General features: G+C 39.8%; 9 protein-coding genes and 1 tRNA gene. 2 read left to right on the plus strand and 8 right to left on the minus strand.

Annotated features, from left to right (window positions below):
* Positions 1-35: 35 nt before the first annotated feature.
* From ACJYYY_RS11225 to ACJYYY_RS11260, 8 genes are all read right to left on the minus strand, one after another.
* On the minus strand, positions 36-7,886 hold the full coding sequence (locus ACJYYY_RS11225) for a SpaA isopeptide-forming pilin-related protein (protein WP_408868959.1): 7,851 nt from the start codon (positions 7,884-7,886) through the stop codon (positions 36-38).
* Positions 7,887-8,251: 365 nt separating this feature from the next.
* A tRNA-Lys gene (locus ACJYYY_RS11230) sits at positions 8,252-8,324 on the minus strand.
* Between the two features lie 59 nt (positions 8,325-8,383).
* On the minus strand, positions 8,384-9,235 hold the full coding sequence (locus ACJYYY_RS11235) for a C39 family peptidase (RefSeq protein WP_408868960.1): 852 nt from the start codon (positions 9,233-9,235) through the stop codon (positions 8,384-8,386).
* A 189-nt stretch (positions 9,236-9,424) separates the two neighbouring features.
* Complete coding sequence (locus tag ACJYYY_RS11240) at positions 9,425-10,714, minus strand: adenylosuccinate synthase (protein ID WP_035313800.1); 1,290 nt, start codon at positions 10,712-10,714, stop codon at positions 9,425-9,427.
* 188 nt (positions 10,715-10,902) lie between these two features.
* Complete coding sequence (locus ACJYYY_RS11245; protein WP_035313802.1) at positions 10,903-12,393, minus strand: MDR family MFS transporter; 1,491 nt, start codon at positions 12,391-12,393, stop codon at positions 10,903-10,905.
* A gap of 148 nt (positions 12,394-12,541) precedes the next feature.
* Positions 12,542-13,903: a replicative DNA helicase gene (dnaB, locus tag ACJYYY_RS11250; RefSeq protein ID WP_035313804.1), complete on the minus strand. Its 1,362-nt coding sequence runs from the start codon at positions 13,901-13,903 to the stop codon at positions 12,542-12,544.
* A gap of 33 nt (positions 13,904-13,936) precedes the next feature.
* A complete protein-coding gene (gene rplI, locus ACJYYY_RS11255; protein WP_408868961.1) occupies positions 13,937-14,383 on the minus strand; it encodes a 50S ribosomal protein L9 in 447 nt (148 codons plus the stop codon).
* Position 14,384: 1 nt separating this feature from the next.
* Complete coding sequence (locus tag ACJYYY_RS11260; protein ID WP_035313806.1) at positions 14,385-16,364, minus strand: DHH family phosphoesterase; 1,980 nt, start codon at positions 16,362-16,364, stop codon at positions 14,385-14,387.
* Between the two features lie 258 nt (positions 16,365-16,622).
* Between ACJYYY_RS11260 and ACJYYY_RS11265 the strand changes: the two genes are divergently transcribed.
* Both ACJYYY_RS11265 and ACJYYY_RS11270 read left to right on the plus strand, forming a co-directional pair.
* Positions 16,623-17,666, plus strand: a complete 1,044-nt coding sequence (locus tag ACJYYY_RS11265) for a YitT family protein (RefSeq protein ID WP_232217907.1) — start codon at positions 16,623-16,625, stop codon at positions 17,664-17,666.
* Positions 17,667-17,689: 23 nt separating this feature from the next.
* Positions 17,690-18,469, plus strand: coding sequence for a DUF2785 domain-containing protein (locus ACJYYY_RS11270; RefSeq protein WP_035313808.1), 780 nt, complete (start codon positions 17,690-17,692; stop codon positions 18,467-18,469).
* Positions 18,470-18,760: the final 291 nt, after the last annotated feature.

Below are 18,760 nucleotides of genomic sequence, written 5' to 3' on the forward strand. Positions count from 1 at the left end.
GTAGTAAACCAATAAGGTTTACTACTTAAAAAACATTAAATCCTTGTTTTTCGTAACGTTATCATGCTGAATAACATCATTAACATACCAAGCGCTATCAAACCTTTATCCGTTTCTTCACCTGTACTTGGTAAAGTCACTTGGTCAGTTTCTTGTGTTGTCGCTTTGGCGGGGGTATATACTGTCACTCCGTCTTGTTGCTTACCTGTAAGTAATACGTCATTTGATGGTATCAACGGTAAAAGAATTGTTTCTTCTCTCTCAGGCTGATTGTTATCAACCATGACTGGTAATTCGTTTACTTCTGGTGTTTCACTTGTTTCTGGTGTTTCGCTTGTTTCTGGTGTTTCACTTGTCTCTGGTGTTTCGCTTGTTTCTGGTGTTTCGCTTGTTTCTGGTGTTTCGCTTGTTTCTGGTGTTTCGCTTGTTTCTGGTGTTTCGCTTGTTTCTGGTGTTTCGCTTGTTTCTGGTGTTTCGCTTGTTTCTGGTGTTTCGCTTGTTTCTGGTGTTTCGCTTGTTTCTGGTGTTTCGCTTGTTTCTGGTGTTTCGCTTGTTTCTGGTGTTTCGCTTGTTTCTGGTGTTTCGCTTGGCTCCTCTGGATATGGAGTGATTTCAGGTGTCGGTTCAACTTCCATCTTATTGATAAAGTCACCTAGATTAGTCATAATTGTCTCCGTCATCACATCGCTAATCATAAATTCACGTTTTTCAGATGATAATTCGTATCCAATTGGCGCCTGCGTTTCTTGAAGGTAGTAATGACCAGGTGCTAATCCTACTACAGTCACTGTCCCAGTTTCATCTGATACAACATTTTCTAAGACAGGAACGTCTAAATCAGTATTAACAATTTCAAAAACAGCATTCGCTAATGGTTGTTGCTTATCATCAACTTTAGTTAATGCCACTGTGCTTTGGTAATTCGCAAGTTTGCCCGCATCGACCACTTTTGGCTCGCCTGCTTGCTCTGCTTTAATTTCAAACGCCATCGCTGTTGGGTTAAGGATGTAACCTGCTGGCGCTTTTGTTTCTACAAAGCTGTATTTGCCTGGTGCTAAATCGTTAACCGTTACTTTTCCTTCGTCGTCCGCTTTTACTGATGCAACAACCGCATCAGTTTCATCGATTACATTGAAGGCTGCTCCTGCTAATGGTTTGCCGTCGGCATCTGTTTTTAGTAATGTTGCTGTGCCTTGATAGTTCACAAACGCGCCTGTTTCAATCACTTTTGGCTCGCCTGCTTGCTCTGCTTTAATTTCAAACGCAACCGGGGTTGTGTTTAAAATGTAACCTGTTGGCGCTTTTGTTTCTACAAAGCTGTATTTGCCTGGCGCTAAATCGTTAACCGTTACTTTTCCTTCGTCGTCCGCTTTTACTGATGCAACAACCGCATCAGTTTCATCGATTACATCGAAGGCTGCTCCTGCTAATGGTTTGCCGTCGGCATCTGTTTTTAGTAATGTTGCTGTGCCTTGATAGTTCACAAACGCGCCTGTTTCAATCACTTTTGGCTCGCCTGCTTGCTCTGCTTTAATTTCAAACGCAACCGGGGTTGTGTTTAAAATGTAACCTGTTGGCGCTTTTGTTTCTACAAAGCTGTATTTTCCTGGTGCTAAATCGTTAACCGTTACTTTTCCTTCGTCGTCCGCTTTTACTGATGCAACAACCGTATCAGTTTCATCAATCACATCGAAGGCTGCTCCTGCTAATGGTTTGCCGTCGGCATCTGTTTTTAGTATTGTTGCTGTGCCTTGATAATTCGCAAACGCGCCCGCATCGACTACTGTTGACTCCGCTGTCGGGTCAGCAGTTACTTCAAATGCAACCGGTGTTGTATTTAAAATGTAACCTGTTGGCGCTTTTGTTTCTACAAAGCTGTATTTTCCTGGTGCTAAATCGTTAACCGTTACTTTTCCTTCGTCGTCCGCTTTTACTGATGCAATGACCGCATCAGTTTCATCAATCACATCGAAGGCTGCTCCTGCTAATGGTTTGCCGTCGGCATCTGTTTTCAGTAATGTTGCTGTGCCTTGATAATTCACAAACGCGCCTGTTTCGATCACTTTTGGCTCGCCTGCTTGTTCTGCTTTAATTTCAAACGCCATCGCTGTTGGGTTAAGGATGTAACCTGCTGGCGCTTTTGTTTCTACAAAGCTGTATTTGCCTGGTGCTAAATCGTTAACCGTTACTTTTCCTTCGTCGTCCGCTTTTACTGATGCAACAACCGCATCAGTTTCATCGATTACATTGAAGGCTGCTCCTGCTAATGGTTTGCCGTCGGCATCTGTTTTTAGTAATGTTGCTGTGCCTTGATAGTTCACAAACGCGCCTGTTTCAATCACTTTTGGCTCGCCTGCTTGCTCTGCTTTAATTTCAAACGCAACCGGGGTTGTGTTTAAAATGTAACCTGTTGGCGCTTTTGTTTCTACAAAGCTGTATTTGCCTGGCGCTAAATCGTTAACCGTTACTTTTCCTTCGTCGTCCGCTTTTACTGATGCAACAACCGCATCAGTTTCATCGATTACATCGAAGGCTGCTCCTGCTAATGGTTTGCCGTCGGCATCTGTTTTTAGTAATGTTGCTGTGCCTTGATAGTTCACAAACGCGCCTGTTTCAATCACTTTTGGCTCGCCTGCTTGCTCTGCTTTAATTTCAAACGCAACCGGGGTTGTGTTTAAAATGTAACCTGTTGGCGCTTTTGTTTCTACAAAGCTGTATTTTCCTGGTGCTAAATCGTTAACCGTTACTTTTCCTTCGTCGTCCGCTTTTACTGATGCAACAACCGCATCAGTTTCATCGATTACATCGAAGGCTGCTCCTGCTAATGGTTTGCCGTCGGCATCTGTTTTTAGTATTGTTGCTGTGCCTTGGTAGTTAATTACTTCACCTACATCCAACACTGTTGGTTGGCCTGCCTGTGTTTCACTAATTTCAAAGTCGATTGGAGTCGTGTTTAAGATGTAGCCTGTTGGTGCTGTTGTTTCGATAAAGCTGTATTTGCCTGGTGCTAAGCCAGCAACTGTTACTTCACCCGCTTCATCTGAAGTCGCTGTTTTCACAAGTACGCCCTCTTTATCTACAATGTTAAAGACTGCATTCGCTAGTGGCTTATGGTCTGCCGTTTCTTTATGTAAACGAACAGTTCCTTGATAATTGGCTAACGTTCCTAGTTCAACGATAGCGGGTTCATTATCTGTTGCTGCCGTAATCACAAACGGTTGTTCGACCGTATTTCTAATGTAGCCCGATGGTGCCTTTGTTTCTGTCACAGTATAGTCCCCTGGTGCAAGATGAGTTACTTTGATAACGCCATCTTTGTCAGAGGTAACCGTTTTAACGATGTCACCCGCTGCCTTTTTAATGGTGAACTCTGCATCGGCTAGTGGATGACCTTCAGTATCAGTTTTCGTTAAAGTCATGCTACCTTGATAGTTTACTAACGAACCTACTTCTACTAATTGAGGCTCACCTACTTGCTTATCTTTAATTTCAAACGGTTTTTTAGCTGTATTCAAAATATAACCCGGTGCTGCATTCGTTTCGACAAAGTTATAGCTACCTGGCGCTAAACCACTGACATAAACTTCACCTTTGTCATTGGATACTCCTGATTTGATCACATTATTATTAGCATCAACAATATCAAATGCCACATTTTTAATCGCTTTTCCTTCTGCATCTGTCTTAACTAGTTTTGCTTTCCCTTGATAGTTGAAAAACGTTCCTAAATCGATTGTAACCGGCGTTATGGCTGTTGTTTCATCAATTGTAAACGGTGTTTTTGTCGAATCTAGGATATAACCGTCTGGTGCCTTGTCTTCTACTAAATAATATGAACCAGGCACAAGATTATTAATATTGATTTGGCCTTTATTGTCTGAAACGGCTGTTTTAATTGTTTCATCACTACTGTTAACTACTTTATATGTTGCGCCTGCTAACGGTGTGCCATCAGCGGCTGTTTTTGTTGCTTTAATACTACCTTGATAATTTGTCATCGTAACTGTCGTTGGAACCATTGTACCATCTGCATTTAATGCCACTGTAAACGGTTGTGGTGTTGTGTTTAGCACATAACCAATTGGTGCTCCAACTTCTTTTAATTGATAATCACCTTCGATTAAACCTTCTATCGCTAACTGCCCGTTAGTATCAGAGGTTAAATTCGGGAACACGATGTTTCCATCTTTATCAAGTACATTAAAGACTGCTCCCGCTAAGCCTGTGCCCGCTTGATTAATCTTTTTAACTGTTACTAATGTTTTCGGATTTTCGACTGTCAAATCCATCATCGGATTTTCAGTTGTAACTTTGACAGTTACTTTTTTACCTGCAGCATAAGCTGGGTTAAGTGAATAACCTGCCGGAGCATCCATTTCTTTAATAAGATAGTCACCCGCACGTAAACCGTTAAATGTTAATGTTCCATCTGCGCCGGTTTTACCTGAACGCAAGGCCGTTTTTCCTGTTTTATCGTAAACGACAAAGGTTGTATCTGCAATCGCTGCCTTTGTTGTTTCATCAATTTTAGTGATTTTCAAACCACCGCGTACACCTACAATATCACCCGAACCGGATGATAGTTGCACGGTAATTTCTTTGGAGTGCTTTTGAATTTGCATTGTTACATTATCGCCTGTCATTTCAACTACATTGTTTACCTTTTCACCATTATCAGCATCAATGACTGACGAATAGTTTAATACATAAGGACGATCGATTGTTTTTAAGAATTCCAACTCGAAACTTTGCTTCCCTGTTGATCCATCTGTACTAATCGTTAACTTGTAGTCAACACCTTCTACTAGCGGCGTATCTGTTTTCGCTGTGATACCACTATTGGCAGATACATCAGTTGGATATAAGTGGAAAGAGTCTTGATCTAATACTTGATTAGATGTTGGATCATCTTTGATTTTGTAATTTTTAACAGTTGACTGGTTACGATTGATTGTAATAACCCAGTCAATTTTATCACCCTCTTGTTTCCCTGCTTTATCAACAAGAAATTGACCATTTGGCACTGATACTGTTGCTGTTAGCGGATAGTCAGTACCATCATTCGTAAATGTTGCTGTATTATTATACTTCTCTACTATTATTTGACCTGCAAGCGAGGTTTTAAACTCTAAAGCAACTGAACTTTCATTACCTTTAAACGCTTTTGTAAATACTACCTCAATGGTATAATTGTTTGCTGCTGTTGGTGTTGTTAACGTATACTCACTCGGATCAAGTGCGACACCTTTAACAACTTTTCCGTTTTTTGTAACACTATAATGATATACCTGTGCTGATTTATCAACATAAACCTGATTCGTTGCTGTTGTTTCATCAAAAGGAATTTTATCTGTAATTTTGGCATTATTCAAATCAGCTCGGTTATAGTTTGCATTAATGAGCCATGTGATTTCTTTTGTTTGTGCATTATAACTACCTGACTTTGAACCATTACTCAATGTTTCTGCTGGAGCAGTATAATCTTTCGAACTGGTCGAATTATAGTTTTTACCATCTTCACTCGTCCATGATAATTGTGCTGTGTTATCATATTTAGTTGTCTTATTAGCAAATGCTTCGTAATGTGTTTGATACGTTAGAATGAATTGATGGTTTGTCGTTGCATAGTTACCAATGAAGGTGATATCAAAACCAGTCTTATCGCCTGTTTTTGCTGTCAACGTGTAATCTGTTCCTTCTTTTAATACTTTATCACTCGCACTCTTATCAACTAATTTTAGTGAATTAGGTACTAACGTTAACGCGTTGCTACTAAAAGTATCATTTATCTTCATATTTTTCATTGTATAACCTGTCGTATTTAGTGTCATTTTCCAGTTGACTGTTTCGGCATCGTTATCTGATCCATCGATTTCTTTAATAATACTACTCTGAACAGAACGACCATTAACCACTACGTCCTCAGACGTAGGTGCTGACACTGTATTTTTAAAGTTACTTTCAGTAGTAACAATACCCGCATCTTTAATGCCATACTTGATGGCATATGCCGATGTCACGTTATTTTTGAAGCTAATTGTAAAGCCATTATTACTTGCATCGTTCGCTGTTTTAATGTCGTATTGGCTGGCATCTAACGGCGTATTACTAATCGTTTCCTTCCCGTTTTCATCAATCGAGACGGGGTAAATTTTCACATCAGATAGACTGCCGATTAAAATCATCGAATTCGTAAATTTATCGGTGATAGTCGCCTGTTCTTTGGCAATCGGCTGCTCATTATAATTATATCTAACTGTATAATAATGTCCTAAGTTGCTAGAACTATAACCGGTTTCTTCTTTAGCTAATGCTTTACCATATTTTGCACTGACACTGGCAGCAGAAGTAGCTACTTTATTTGTGCCAGTTAAAGTCGCCGTATTTTTAAATGTTTGTACTCCTGTTAATTTGTCGGCATTATTAATTTTTGTATCGTAGAAAATTCGATACGCCTTGTTGATGGTTGAATCTTTAAACGTAACAGTGCCACCACTAACCGTATACTTGCTCGGGTCAACGAGTGCACCTTTTTCAATTCCACCCTTAACATCAACAAATAATTCATACACGCTGACCTTAGTAATACTTAAACTACTCGGAACAGCATCTGTCACAACTGCATTAGCAATCGTGTCTAAACTCGTATTAATGTCGACTGTCCATTGTACATTTAAAGAATTATATTGCTTATCTAGCTTTCCTTCTTTGCTAATATCAGTTCCTTTTTCTGGCTTATATGTAATCGGAACGCTTATGTTCTTTTCAGCAAGTGGAAAAACAATTTCTTGCTCAACTTCACCTACAATTTTTTCTTTATTGAATTTCGTTGTTACTTTAATATGACCTTTTACATTTGAACGCGTAGCTGCTTCATCTGATAATGTAATCACGACATTACCATCCGTGCCAATTACATAGTTACCAAGAACGGCACCATCTGAATCGAGCATCTCACCTTTGACAGTGGACAACATCTTGAAGACATTTGGCAATTGGAACTCATATGTATCACCCGCCACGATATCTAACTCATCCGGAAGATCCCAAGTGAAGTCGATTGTGACATCATCATCAGTTGTCGCCGGATTACTCGTTGTAAATGGCTTGCCTGTTTTATCTGTTACTGCCACTGCTGTAATAATGTTTTCTGTGATTTTATGTGGCTCACGTGCTGCACTAGCAATGTCGACTGCTTTCAGAGCGGTCTTTTTCACTGCTTTTTCAGCAGGTACTATTGTTTTTTCAGTTGATGTTGTCGCTGATTCCTCTGCCTTAACCGTTTTCTCATCCGTTGACTCCGTATCACTGGCACCGGAATCAGATGCTATATCGCTCATTGAATCCGAACTATCAGCGTCTGATTCGCTGTCCGTTTGCGTTGTTTCCTTACTCGCAAACGTTTTAACAATACTTTGCTCTCCACTTAAAAACGTTAACAAGACAGTATCCGCTACATTCTCTGTCGCTTGATATGTCGCTTTGTAAGTTAATACGTATGCTCCGTCTGCCTCATTACTGTCATCAATGTCGAGCTTGAGTTCGTCGTCCTCGATGAGATAACGTCCAACATCTTTTTGGGCATCATTAAATACAGTGCCATTTTCAATTACCTTCCCCTGTAATTGAATTGGTACTGTTAATGATGTCGACTTATCATCTTTCCCTGGTGTCCATGTAAATCCCATTTTTACATAGACTGTTTGTCCGTCCGTTAACGTCTCAACATCTTGTTCAGCTTCTTCCGTTGCTGACACAATAACATCGTCAATTACCGGACCCGTTTGTGTCGTACTCGCCGTCACTACCATGTTGGCTGTGACTGTTTGTGCGATAAACATAACCAACACAAATAAAACAAAACTCTTTTTAAGTTTCTTAATCATCCCTATATTTCCCCCTGTATTCATAATTATCCCTTAGAAATATCACTTAACCCGTATCGTTGTCAGTAACCCCTTACTAACAACACTAGAGGAAATTAATTATCCCGAACTAACTTCCTTTTATAAGTATAGCGATTTAATTAAATAATTAAAAGATACTTTCTCACTAAATAACGTAGGTCTTTATTCCTTATTTTACTTGTAAAGTGATAAAAGAAACTCATTCACGCTCTATTATGTCACTAACTAGACATAAATAACCACTTTTTTCATCACTTTGCATACGCTAGCTATACAAATATTTTATTTTATGATAAACAAAAAAATCCTGACAGCTAAGCTGTCAGGATTTTTCACTTTTATAATGGGCTGTGGGGGGCTTGAACCCTCGACCCGCTGATTAAGAGTCAGCTGCTCTACCAACTGAGCTAACAACCCGATAATTTCTCTTTACACGCTTTATTATAGCACTTTCACTCAGAGATGCAAGCCCGTACTCACTTACTAATATAAACTGCTTGTTGTCCCATTTGTTTCCAGGCAGCAATAAAGTCTGAGCGCTTAAGTTGTTGCTTTTTTTCACCATATGGATTGTTAATGTAAATATGCGTTTGATCGAACCCCGTGATGACAACAGAATGCATATCGTACGTCATTTCTAACGTTTCAGTTGGCGTCTGCCATTCTTGCATCGAAGTCACCGGAGTAAATGAACTGGTCGTAATAATCCAAACGGGATACCCTTCTAGCACAGCTGCCAACACCTTTTCAAACGATTCTCCCGAAATATCACGGACACGGTCACTCGCAACATATTGCTTAGCTAGGGTTGCTATCGGTTCATGATACACCCCTATACCCGGAGTATCTCCTGACACACTCCCAACAAATCCTTCATGTGGATTGCCTTTTTGACCATTATCATATGTTAATGGCACAGTTGGTATTCGTTGAGCCAATTCATTTTTTGTGACTGTCACCCCCTCATAATTAAGCAACATAGCCAAACTCGTTACCTCGCAACCGTTAAATAATCGTGGTGCATCCATTTGATTGATTAAGGGTACATCAAGTTGTTGCGCTTGTTGCTGTTGTTTTTTTTTCACTTGTCTTTGCTTAATCCGTTCGATAGTTTTCGCATAGTCCGAAGTGTCCGTGAGATGAGTAGCTGTTTTTAATACCGCCTCAGCCTTTGCGATATCTGCTGTTGTTAAGTTTTGCTCTGCCTTCGTTAATGCTTGTTCGATTTGGACGACAGCATTCGTTTTTTCAGCTTTCTTCGCCTCTATTTGTTCTCGTATCGCAAACACAAATAATACCACCATAATGAGACTAATCGCAGTCATCATTAGGCGTCCCCTTTTATTGGAAAACATCAATGTTTCCCTCCCTATCCTAAATTATCCCCGTGCAATCCCCATTACACGTTTTTGTTTCACATGAAACGTAATATTACTCTCCTTAACTTTATCACATTTTTATTTTTGAGCAATTAAAAAAACCGTACACACTAATGATATGTACGGTTTTCAATCACCTTATTTAGACCAAACATCCGTTAAAACAATTGTTTGGACACGATCTGGTCCAACAGAGAACATTGAAACAGGTACTTTTGTAATTTCGGCGATACGTTCGATATAACGCTGCGCATTAACTGGTAATTCTTCAAACGATGTGACACTTGTAATGTCTTCGCTCCAACCTGGAAGTTCTTCATAAACAGGTTCACATAAAGCTAAATCTTTTAAGCTTGCAGGGAATTCACGTGTGATTTCACCTTTATAGTTATAAGCGGTACAGATTTTAACTGTTTCAAGACCTGATAAAACATCTAACAACATGATTGATAAATCGGTTAAACCACTCACACGGCAAGCATGCGATACAACCACTGAATCAAACCAACCAACACGACGTTTACGTCCTGTCACTGTGCCATATTCATGACCAATTTCACGAATACGATCGCCAATAGCATCGTCTAACTGCGTTGGGAATGGACCATCACCAACACGTGAACTGTATGCTTTAACAACACCAACTACGTAATCAATTTTAGAAGGACCTACACCTGAACCGTTAGCCACACCACCGGCAGTTGGGTTAGAAGATGTCACGTAAGGATATGTACCTTGATCGATATCTAACATTACGCCTTGAGCACCTTCAAATAAGACACGTTTATTCTCATCAAGAGCATCGTTTAAGATAACTGATGTATCACACACAAGGTCTTTGATTTTTTGACCATATTCATAAAATTCTTCGAAAATTTCTTCGAATGTAAAGCCTTCTACTTCATAAAAGCGCTCAAACAAACGATTCTTTTCACCCAAATTGTACATTAATTTTTCTTTAAACACTTCTTTGTCTAACAAATCAATCATTCGAATACCAACACGTGATGCTTTATCCATGTATGCAGGTCCGATTCCTTTGTTTGTTGTACCAATTTTGTTATCGCCACGACGTGCTTCATCAGCCTCATCTAAACGAATATGGTACGGTAAAATCACATGTGCACGGTTGCTAATACGCAATGTTGATGTATTAACACCTTTGTCTTCTAAGTATTTCATTTCGCGAAGAAGAGACTTCGGATTGACAACCATTCCGTTACCGATAATGCTTAACTTATCATCATAAAAAATCCCTGATGGAATCAACTGTAATTTATATGTTTCGCCACCAAATTTGATTGTATGACCGGCGTTATCGCCACCTTGATAGCGCGCAATAACTTGAGCTTGTTCACTTAAAAAATCCGTGATTTTACCCTTACCTTCGTCACCCCACTGTGTTCCTACTACAACAACTGAAGACATCCAAACACCTCATTCAAAATTTTTATACTATACATTTTATCCACCCTCGATTATACAACGTTTCAATCGAAAGGTCAACTGTTTCACGAACATTATTCCCTCGCAATCGTGATTCTGTTCGTTTTTAAGCATAAATTTGTTATTTCATAGAGAAAGACTGCCAATTTATCGTTAACAGCCTTAACCTCTTATTTTAAACTTTCGCCATCTTTGGCGTTACCCATCATAAAAATAGCCACGGCACAGACCGCAATTGGAATTAAAGCGACTAAAAAGATGGTTGAAACACTCGAAGCCATTGCATCAACAATTGGATTCAATACTTCGTCAGGAATTTTGGCCCGTGATGAGGCTTCAAACAATTGTTGTGTATTGCCAAACTGAGCAAGATCGACCTTTACGCCTGCAAATGCTTCGCTCATTTTCGTTGCAAACGTATTTGTTTGCAGTGCACCAAAAGCTGCAATCCCAATCGTCATCCCAAACGAACGCAAGAATGAGTTCGTTGATGTCGCACTGCCACGGAAGCGACCTTCAAGATTATATATTGAAGCCGTTGGTAAGACTGAGAATGAAAAACCAACACCAATACCAGCAATCGCCATGTATGTACTCAATAACACACGCGATGTTTCAGCCGAAATCGTTGCAAGCAAGAGCATACCGATAAAGAAGATGACAATTGACGCACTCATTAAGTGACGAAATTTCACGCGGGTTAGCAAGCTACCTCCGACACCACTACCAAGGACTGAACCAATCATCATTGGCATTAAAATAAAGCCCGCGTTAGTAGCACTTCCGCCGTATACCGCTTGCACAAAAATCGGAATGTACACCGTTAATATAATAAAGGTCGCACCGTAAAAGAAGGCTGCAATTTGGGCGGTTAAGAAGAGGCGACGTTTGAACATCCAAAACGGTAAAATCGGATCGACGGCGCGTTTTTCGGCCCAAATAAAGAGCAGTGCAAATACCACAAAGATAATGGCTAAAATTAACATCGGCACAGATACCCAAGCAAAGGTGTTGCCACCTAATTCCAAACCAAACATGAGGCTGACGACTGCAATGACAAGTGTTGCCGCTCCGAGCCAATCGACCACTTGTTTTTTGGGCGCGGTCGCTTCTTTATAAAAGATGCTCATTAAAACGATGACAACCAGACCGATTGGAACATTAATGTAAAAGACCCAATGCCAGCTAAAGCTATCAGTAATGTACGCCCCGAGTAACGGCCCCATTACACTTGATAAACCAAAGACGGCTCCTAACATCCCCGTCATTTTACCACGTTGTTGTGGTGGGAAAATATCATAGACGATGGTAAAGGCAATCGGCATTAACGCACCGCCACCAATCCCTTGAATGGCACGGAAAACACTTAATTGAATCATGCTATCAGCAATCCCACAAAGCATTGATCCAATTAAAAAGACCACGAGTCCAAAGATAAAGAAACGTTTACGACCATACATGTCAGATAATTTACCGAAAATCGGCATCCCAGCCATCATCGTCACCATGTACGCTGCTGTTACCCAAACAAAATGATCTAATCCACCCAAATCGGATACAATCGTACCCATTGCAGTTGCGACAATCGTATTATCCATCGCTGACATTAAAATGCCGAGCAATAAACCGACAACAACCCACTTAATATGACTTTTTTTCATCGTTTACACCTCTTATCAATTTTTTCTTTCAACAAATAATTCATTATAGCACTACTTCTTACCAGCACTCGTTCATTTTCTGCTCATTATTTTTCAAAAAATGAATATTAACTAAAAAAGTCCGACACAAGGTCAGACTCTTTAGTTGTTATGCCCCCATCGGTGGCATATCGTCTCTCACAACGAGATCAACAAATTTGTTATATTCTTTCACGAAGGCAAGTTGTACTGTTCCGACTGGACCATTCCGTTGCTTCGCAATAATAATTTCAATCGTGCCGTTATCTTCCTCAGCAGCTTCGCGGTCGTAATAATCTTCACGATATAAAAAGGCAACGATATCGGCATCTTGCTCAATTGAACCAGATTCACGAATATCCGACATCATCGGACGTTTATCTTGACGTTGCTCAACCCCACGTGATAATTGTGAGAGCGCAATAACTGGCACTTCAAGTTCACGCGCAAGCTGTTTTAACGTTCGCGAAATTTCAGATACTTCTTGCTGACGGTTTTCACCGCCACCAATACCACTCCCTTGAATAAGTTGCAAATAATCAATCACGATCATACCTAAACCGTGTTCTTGTTTTAAACGACGGCATTTGGAACGAATTTCATTGACGCGAATACCTGGTGAATCATCAATGAAAATATTTGTACTCGATAGCGTGCTAATAGCCAACGCTAATTTACGCCATTCTTCATCATTCAATTTACCGGTCCGCATGTTTTGGGCGTCGATATTTCCTTCGGCACAAAGCATCCGGTTAATCAATTGACTCGCCCCCATTTCCAAACTGAAAATGGCGACTGTTTCATTCGTCTTAATCGCGGTGTTTTGCGCAATATTCAAGGCAAAGGCTGTTTTACCAACCGAAGGACGGGCCGCAACAATAATTAAATCGTTACGCTGAAACCCTGCCGTCATCCGATCAAGTTCTTTGAATCCGGTTGGTAAACCGGTAATATCACCTTCACGGTTACTCAATAGCTCAATGTTATCGTAGGCTTCTGATAGAACATCGGTAATGTTTTTAAACTGACCGACATTTTTACGTTGGGCTACTTCAAGAATGCGACGTTCAGCATCATCAACTAAGGCTTCGACTGATTCTTCATTGGCAAAACCACTCGTTGCAATCTGTGTGGCGGTATTGATTAAACGACGTAATAACGCCTTTTCTTCAACGATTTCAATGTAGTAAGCAATATTAGCCGCGGTTGGAACAGACACGGCTAAATCTGTTAAATAAGTGATACCACCAATATCTTCAATTAAACCTTGTGATTTTAACATTTCACTGACAGTGACGACATCGAGCGCTTTGCCCTGTTCGTTCATCATTACCATCGCTCTAAAAATATGTTGATGGGCTTGGCGATAAAAATCTTCGGGTTGCAAGACTTCAGCCGCGGTAATTAACGCATTTGGCTCGATAAAAATAGCACCAATAATCGCCTGCTCGGCCTCATTATTTTGTGGTGGTGTTCGATCGATATTTTCCATCAGGCAACTCCTTTCATCGCTTGTTTCATGCTCTTATTTTTCTTCACTAACATGCACATTGAAAATCGCCTCAACGTCATGGTGTAGTTTTACAGGTACTTTCGTAACGCCTAAAGAACGAATTGGATCCATCGTCATTTTACGTTTATCAATTTTAATGCCGGCTTGCTTTTCTAGACCTTGCACGACTTGTTTCGATGAGACTGAGCCAAAAACACGACCATCTGCCCCTACTTTTGCTTTTAATTCAACGGTAACAGCTTCTAATGTTGCTTTTAAACGTTCGGCTTTCGCCACTTCTTCCGCCGCTAATTTATCCGCTTTTTTTTCTTTCGCTTTTAATGTGCTGATACTGGCTGCATTGGCTTCTTGTGCCACACCTTTTTTGATTAAAAAGTTATGCGCATAACCATCTGGCACCTCTTTAATATCGCCTTTTTTACCTGTACCTTTTACATCTTTAAGTAGAATAACTTTCATTTTATTCTTCTCCCTTCCAATAAGCATCGATGGCTTCTTTTAGACGGTTTTCAGCTTCCAATACGCTACTTTCTTCTATCTGAGTTGCTGCATTCGAAAGATGGCCGCCACCACCGAGCATTTCCATAATAATTTGGACGTTAATTTCACCTAACGACCTTGCACTAATACCAATTCTACCATCTTCACGTTTGAAAATAACGAAGGATGCACCGACACCTTCCATCCCCAGCATTCGGTCAGCTGCTTGTGCCGCCAACACGTTGTTATAAGGGGCGTCATCCGGCCCGCTCGTAATGGCCATATCTTCATGGTAGAAATTCATTGTTTCAATTAAACGGTTACGTTTAATAAAGGTGTCGAGGTTTTCTTTTAAAAATTGTTGAACTAATACCGTATCTGCACCAAGTGAGCGTAAATATGACGCCGCATCAAATGTACGCGAACCGGTCCGTAACGTAAAGTTTTTCGTATCTACCACAATACCTGCTAACATTGCGGTTGCCTCAATCGCCGAAATCGATGTTCCCGATGGTTGATATTCAAACAACTCTGTAATCAACTCAGCAGTCGATGAGGCGTATGGTTCAATATAGACGAGCACTGGATTCGGATGTGTAATAAAGTTCTCTGAGCGACGATGATGATCAATAATAACACATTGATCAATCAATTCGAGCAGTTCATTCGCTTCCACCATCGCTGGATTATGTGTGTCAACTACCACCAACAAGGTGTTTTTCGTAATATGATTTTTCACCTTCTGCGGTGAAATAAGATTGCGCGTGACATCCGTGTTCTTATCAATCTCACTCATCAATCGTTGCACATCGTCATTTAACATTTCGGTATCAACGACAACATAAGCATCCTTGCCATTCATTTCAGCAATTTTTCGAATCCCTAAACAAGAACCGATAACATCCATATCAGGGAAGCGATGACCAACAACGACGACATTATCACTTTGTGAAATAAGTTCTTGCAACGCTTGTGAAATCACACGGGCACGTACGCGTGTTCGTTTTTCCATCGGGTTTGTTTTCCCACCATAAAAGCGGACTTTGCCTTCAGGTTGCTTAATGACGACCTGATCGCCACCGCGACCGAGCGCTAAATCAAGTGAAGACTGACTTAACTCCGCCAACACCGTTAAATCAGCATCATTGTAAGCTAAACCGATACTTAAGGTTAACGGAATGTTCTTCTTCGATGTTTTTTCACGAATCGTATCTAAAATGGCAAACTTTGTTTTCTCAAGTTCTTCTAAAGTTGAATGACGCATAACAACCGTATATCTTTCTGAAGACATTCTCTTTAGAAAAATAGCATGTGTTCGTGACCATTGACCCAAGGTTGACGTTACAATGTTATTCAAAGCACCTCGGCGACGATCATCCATTCCCTGTGTCCATTCATCATAATTATCTAAGAAAATAACGCCAATAACAATTTGACTGTCTTCATTTTCTTGCACCAAATCTTCAAGCTTATTCGTATTTTGTAAATAGACAATTCGATCAACTTTATTAACGGTTAACTCAAAGTATTGGTTATGCCAAAAAATAGTCTGTGTCTGTTTTGCAGGTGCGGCTTGAATAAAATCCCACAATTCAGTTTCTTCGTCTCGTAAAGATGAACCTAGTATTTGCTCATTTTTGAAATATCGTGCCATATAATCGTTCAACCATTCAATTTCAGCTGCTTGATTGTACATAATTAAACCTAAAGGCATATCACTCACAGCTTGTTGCTCCGCTGTATGTACACGTTGTGTTAGTTCATCCGTCGTTTGCTTAATTTTACGATTCAGTCGTAATTCGGCAAATATAAGGATAACTAACACACTTGCTGCAACAATGAGAAACGGAAAAACCAACCACCAATGGTATATTTCTGATAAAATTGCCAGGACAACAAAGACGATGACGACGATATATATCAGAAAGCGTAAATCGCGACGTTGTTTATATGATGGCATCATTTCAACTCCACTCTATTCTGTTTCCTAATTACTCTTGTAATTTTACCACAATCATCACCTGATTTGCACCCGAGCTCTTATATCCTTATTTCACTAAGAGTGAGTGCCCCTATTGTAGGCAGATACATCAGGTTTCATTATCGTAAAATAGACTTTTGATTAACAATACAAAAATAGGCAAACCTTTCCCTAAATGTTATGATAGAGATTGAAATATGGAAGCTTCTCACTAATTTTAAAAAGGAATGAATACATGTGTCTACGGTAAAAAACTCAGCTTACTATGAACATTTAAAAAAGATTGCCATCGCTATTATCGCTGCATTTTTATGCGCAATAAGTATGAAATTGTTTTTAATTCCAGCCAAAGTTTACGCTTCTGGCATTAATGGGGCTGCTCAATTGGTAGTCGATATTTTCCATGACTTTTTCCATGTTAATTTAGATCTCGGTCTACTTATTTTAGTACTCAATTTACCAATCATTTGGTTAGGATGGACAAAAGTCGGCAAATCACTGACCTTATACAGTTTCATTGTGATTGGGATTACCTCGTTCTTCATTTCAGTCTTACCCACTTATGCGATTTCATCTGATATCATCCTCAACTCTATTTTTGGTGGTGTTATTTCTGCTGCCGGTGTTGGTATTGCTTTAAAACACGGAATTTCAACTGGTGGATTAGATATCATCGCACTGTACTTAGCCCGAAAAAAAGATACCCCGACAGGGCGCTACTTTATGATTTTAAATGGCATTATCATCGTCGCAGCTGGTGCTATCTTTAATTGGCAAAACGCCTTGTATACGTTGGTTTCACGCTATGTAAACAGTTATGTCGTTGATTTGATTCATACGAATTATCAAAAATTAACAGTCTTTATCATAACGCCACATGCCGACCTCGTCGTATCAGCTATTCAACAAAAATTCGACCGCGGTGCGACGATTATTCCGGCCTACGGTGGCTACTCTAAAAAACCGATTTATTCAATTATGATGGTTGTGAGCAATTATGAAATTTATGAGATTGAGCGCACCATCAAAAGCGTCGATCCTACAGCCTTTATCGATATCGTTGAAACACGTCGCTTAAATGGCTATTACCATAGTGAAGAAGAACAAACTAATTCATTAGAAATACGAAAACAACGGAAAGATAGCTTTAAAAAACGACAAAGTAAAGAGAACCACCGTGAATACCGCCGTCGCACACGTCGTCGTTCACAACGTAATGGTGGCAAGCCACAACCATTACATCATAGTGAACATTACCAAGCACGCGGTAAACACTCATAAAATCGACTAGGGGGCTACCAACCATGACAATTTATTTCATCAAATCATTACAGCTAGAACTAACAAACAACACACGCCAAATATTAACAGATAGCGAGATTGAACAGCTCCTGACACACTTCGGTTCGACCAACCCGCTATTACGTGACACGATTTTTCACCCGTTATGTAGCAAACTGATTACAGCGAATATTTTAACAAGACAACAAAAAAGAACATTAACTAAACGACTACTTACAAAAGACTATTTATTTAAAAATATCTCTTTGCACGCTAGTGACGCTATCTTTCAACGAATTGATAGTTTAGTCATGTTAAATCAACTGATTGCTAATGACAATACAGTCGCTAACTTTCTATTATCTGATCAATTAGAAGATACCGCAACAGCGTTAATCAAGTACATGTCAGAAGAAACCGATTATCGGGGGTTCATTTTTGAAGGCGGAAAAGGTATGGCCCTGTTCTACGTTACGTTGGCCGAATTACTCACAACAAGCATTCAACATCCGCAACTTTCGGACTCTACAAAATACGAGCTCGTTAAGCATTTCTTTAAAATATATAGTCAACGCAGTCACCATTTTATTTATAATGAAGAACAAGCGCTTGCGAATACCATCTTAACCTTTACAAATATCATTCCTAGCATGGAAGTTAACATCATCACAGATATCGCTCAATGGCATCCTGAGACGCTTTTTACCTCTGCAGAGCACGTTGCCTCTTTCTATAACAAGAAACGGCTGGAGCAGGCATTGATGGCACATAATCAACACTTATCCATCAGATTGAATACCTAGAACGACGTTTATCTTCAGACCAACTTATCCACAAACGGATAAGTTTAACACCGAAAAAAAGCAACGAGTCTCTCATCAGAGATTCGTTGCTTTTTTTACAACTGAGTTGTCCACTTGTGGATAACTCTCAGATTACAGACAATATCTATTTAAACTTCTTTTTCTGTAAAAATAGGATAAGCGATTTTGCCTACAAGATGGTACAGCTGAATAGAAATGCTGTTGAACAAGCTGATTCACTTTCGTTCCTCTAGTTTAATCAATCACAAACTTTCAAGCTCGCTCTTACTT

It is taken from the genome of Brochothrix campestris (assembly GCF_046058945.1).
GTDB classification, from domain to species: Bacteria; Bacillota; Bacilli; order Lactobacillales; family Listeriaceae; genus Brochothrix; species Brochothrix campestris.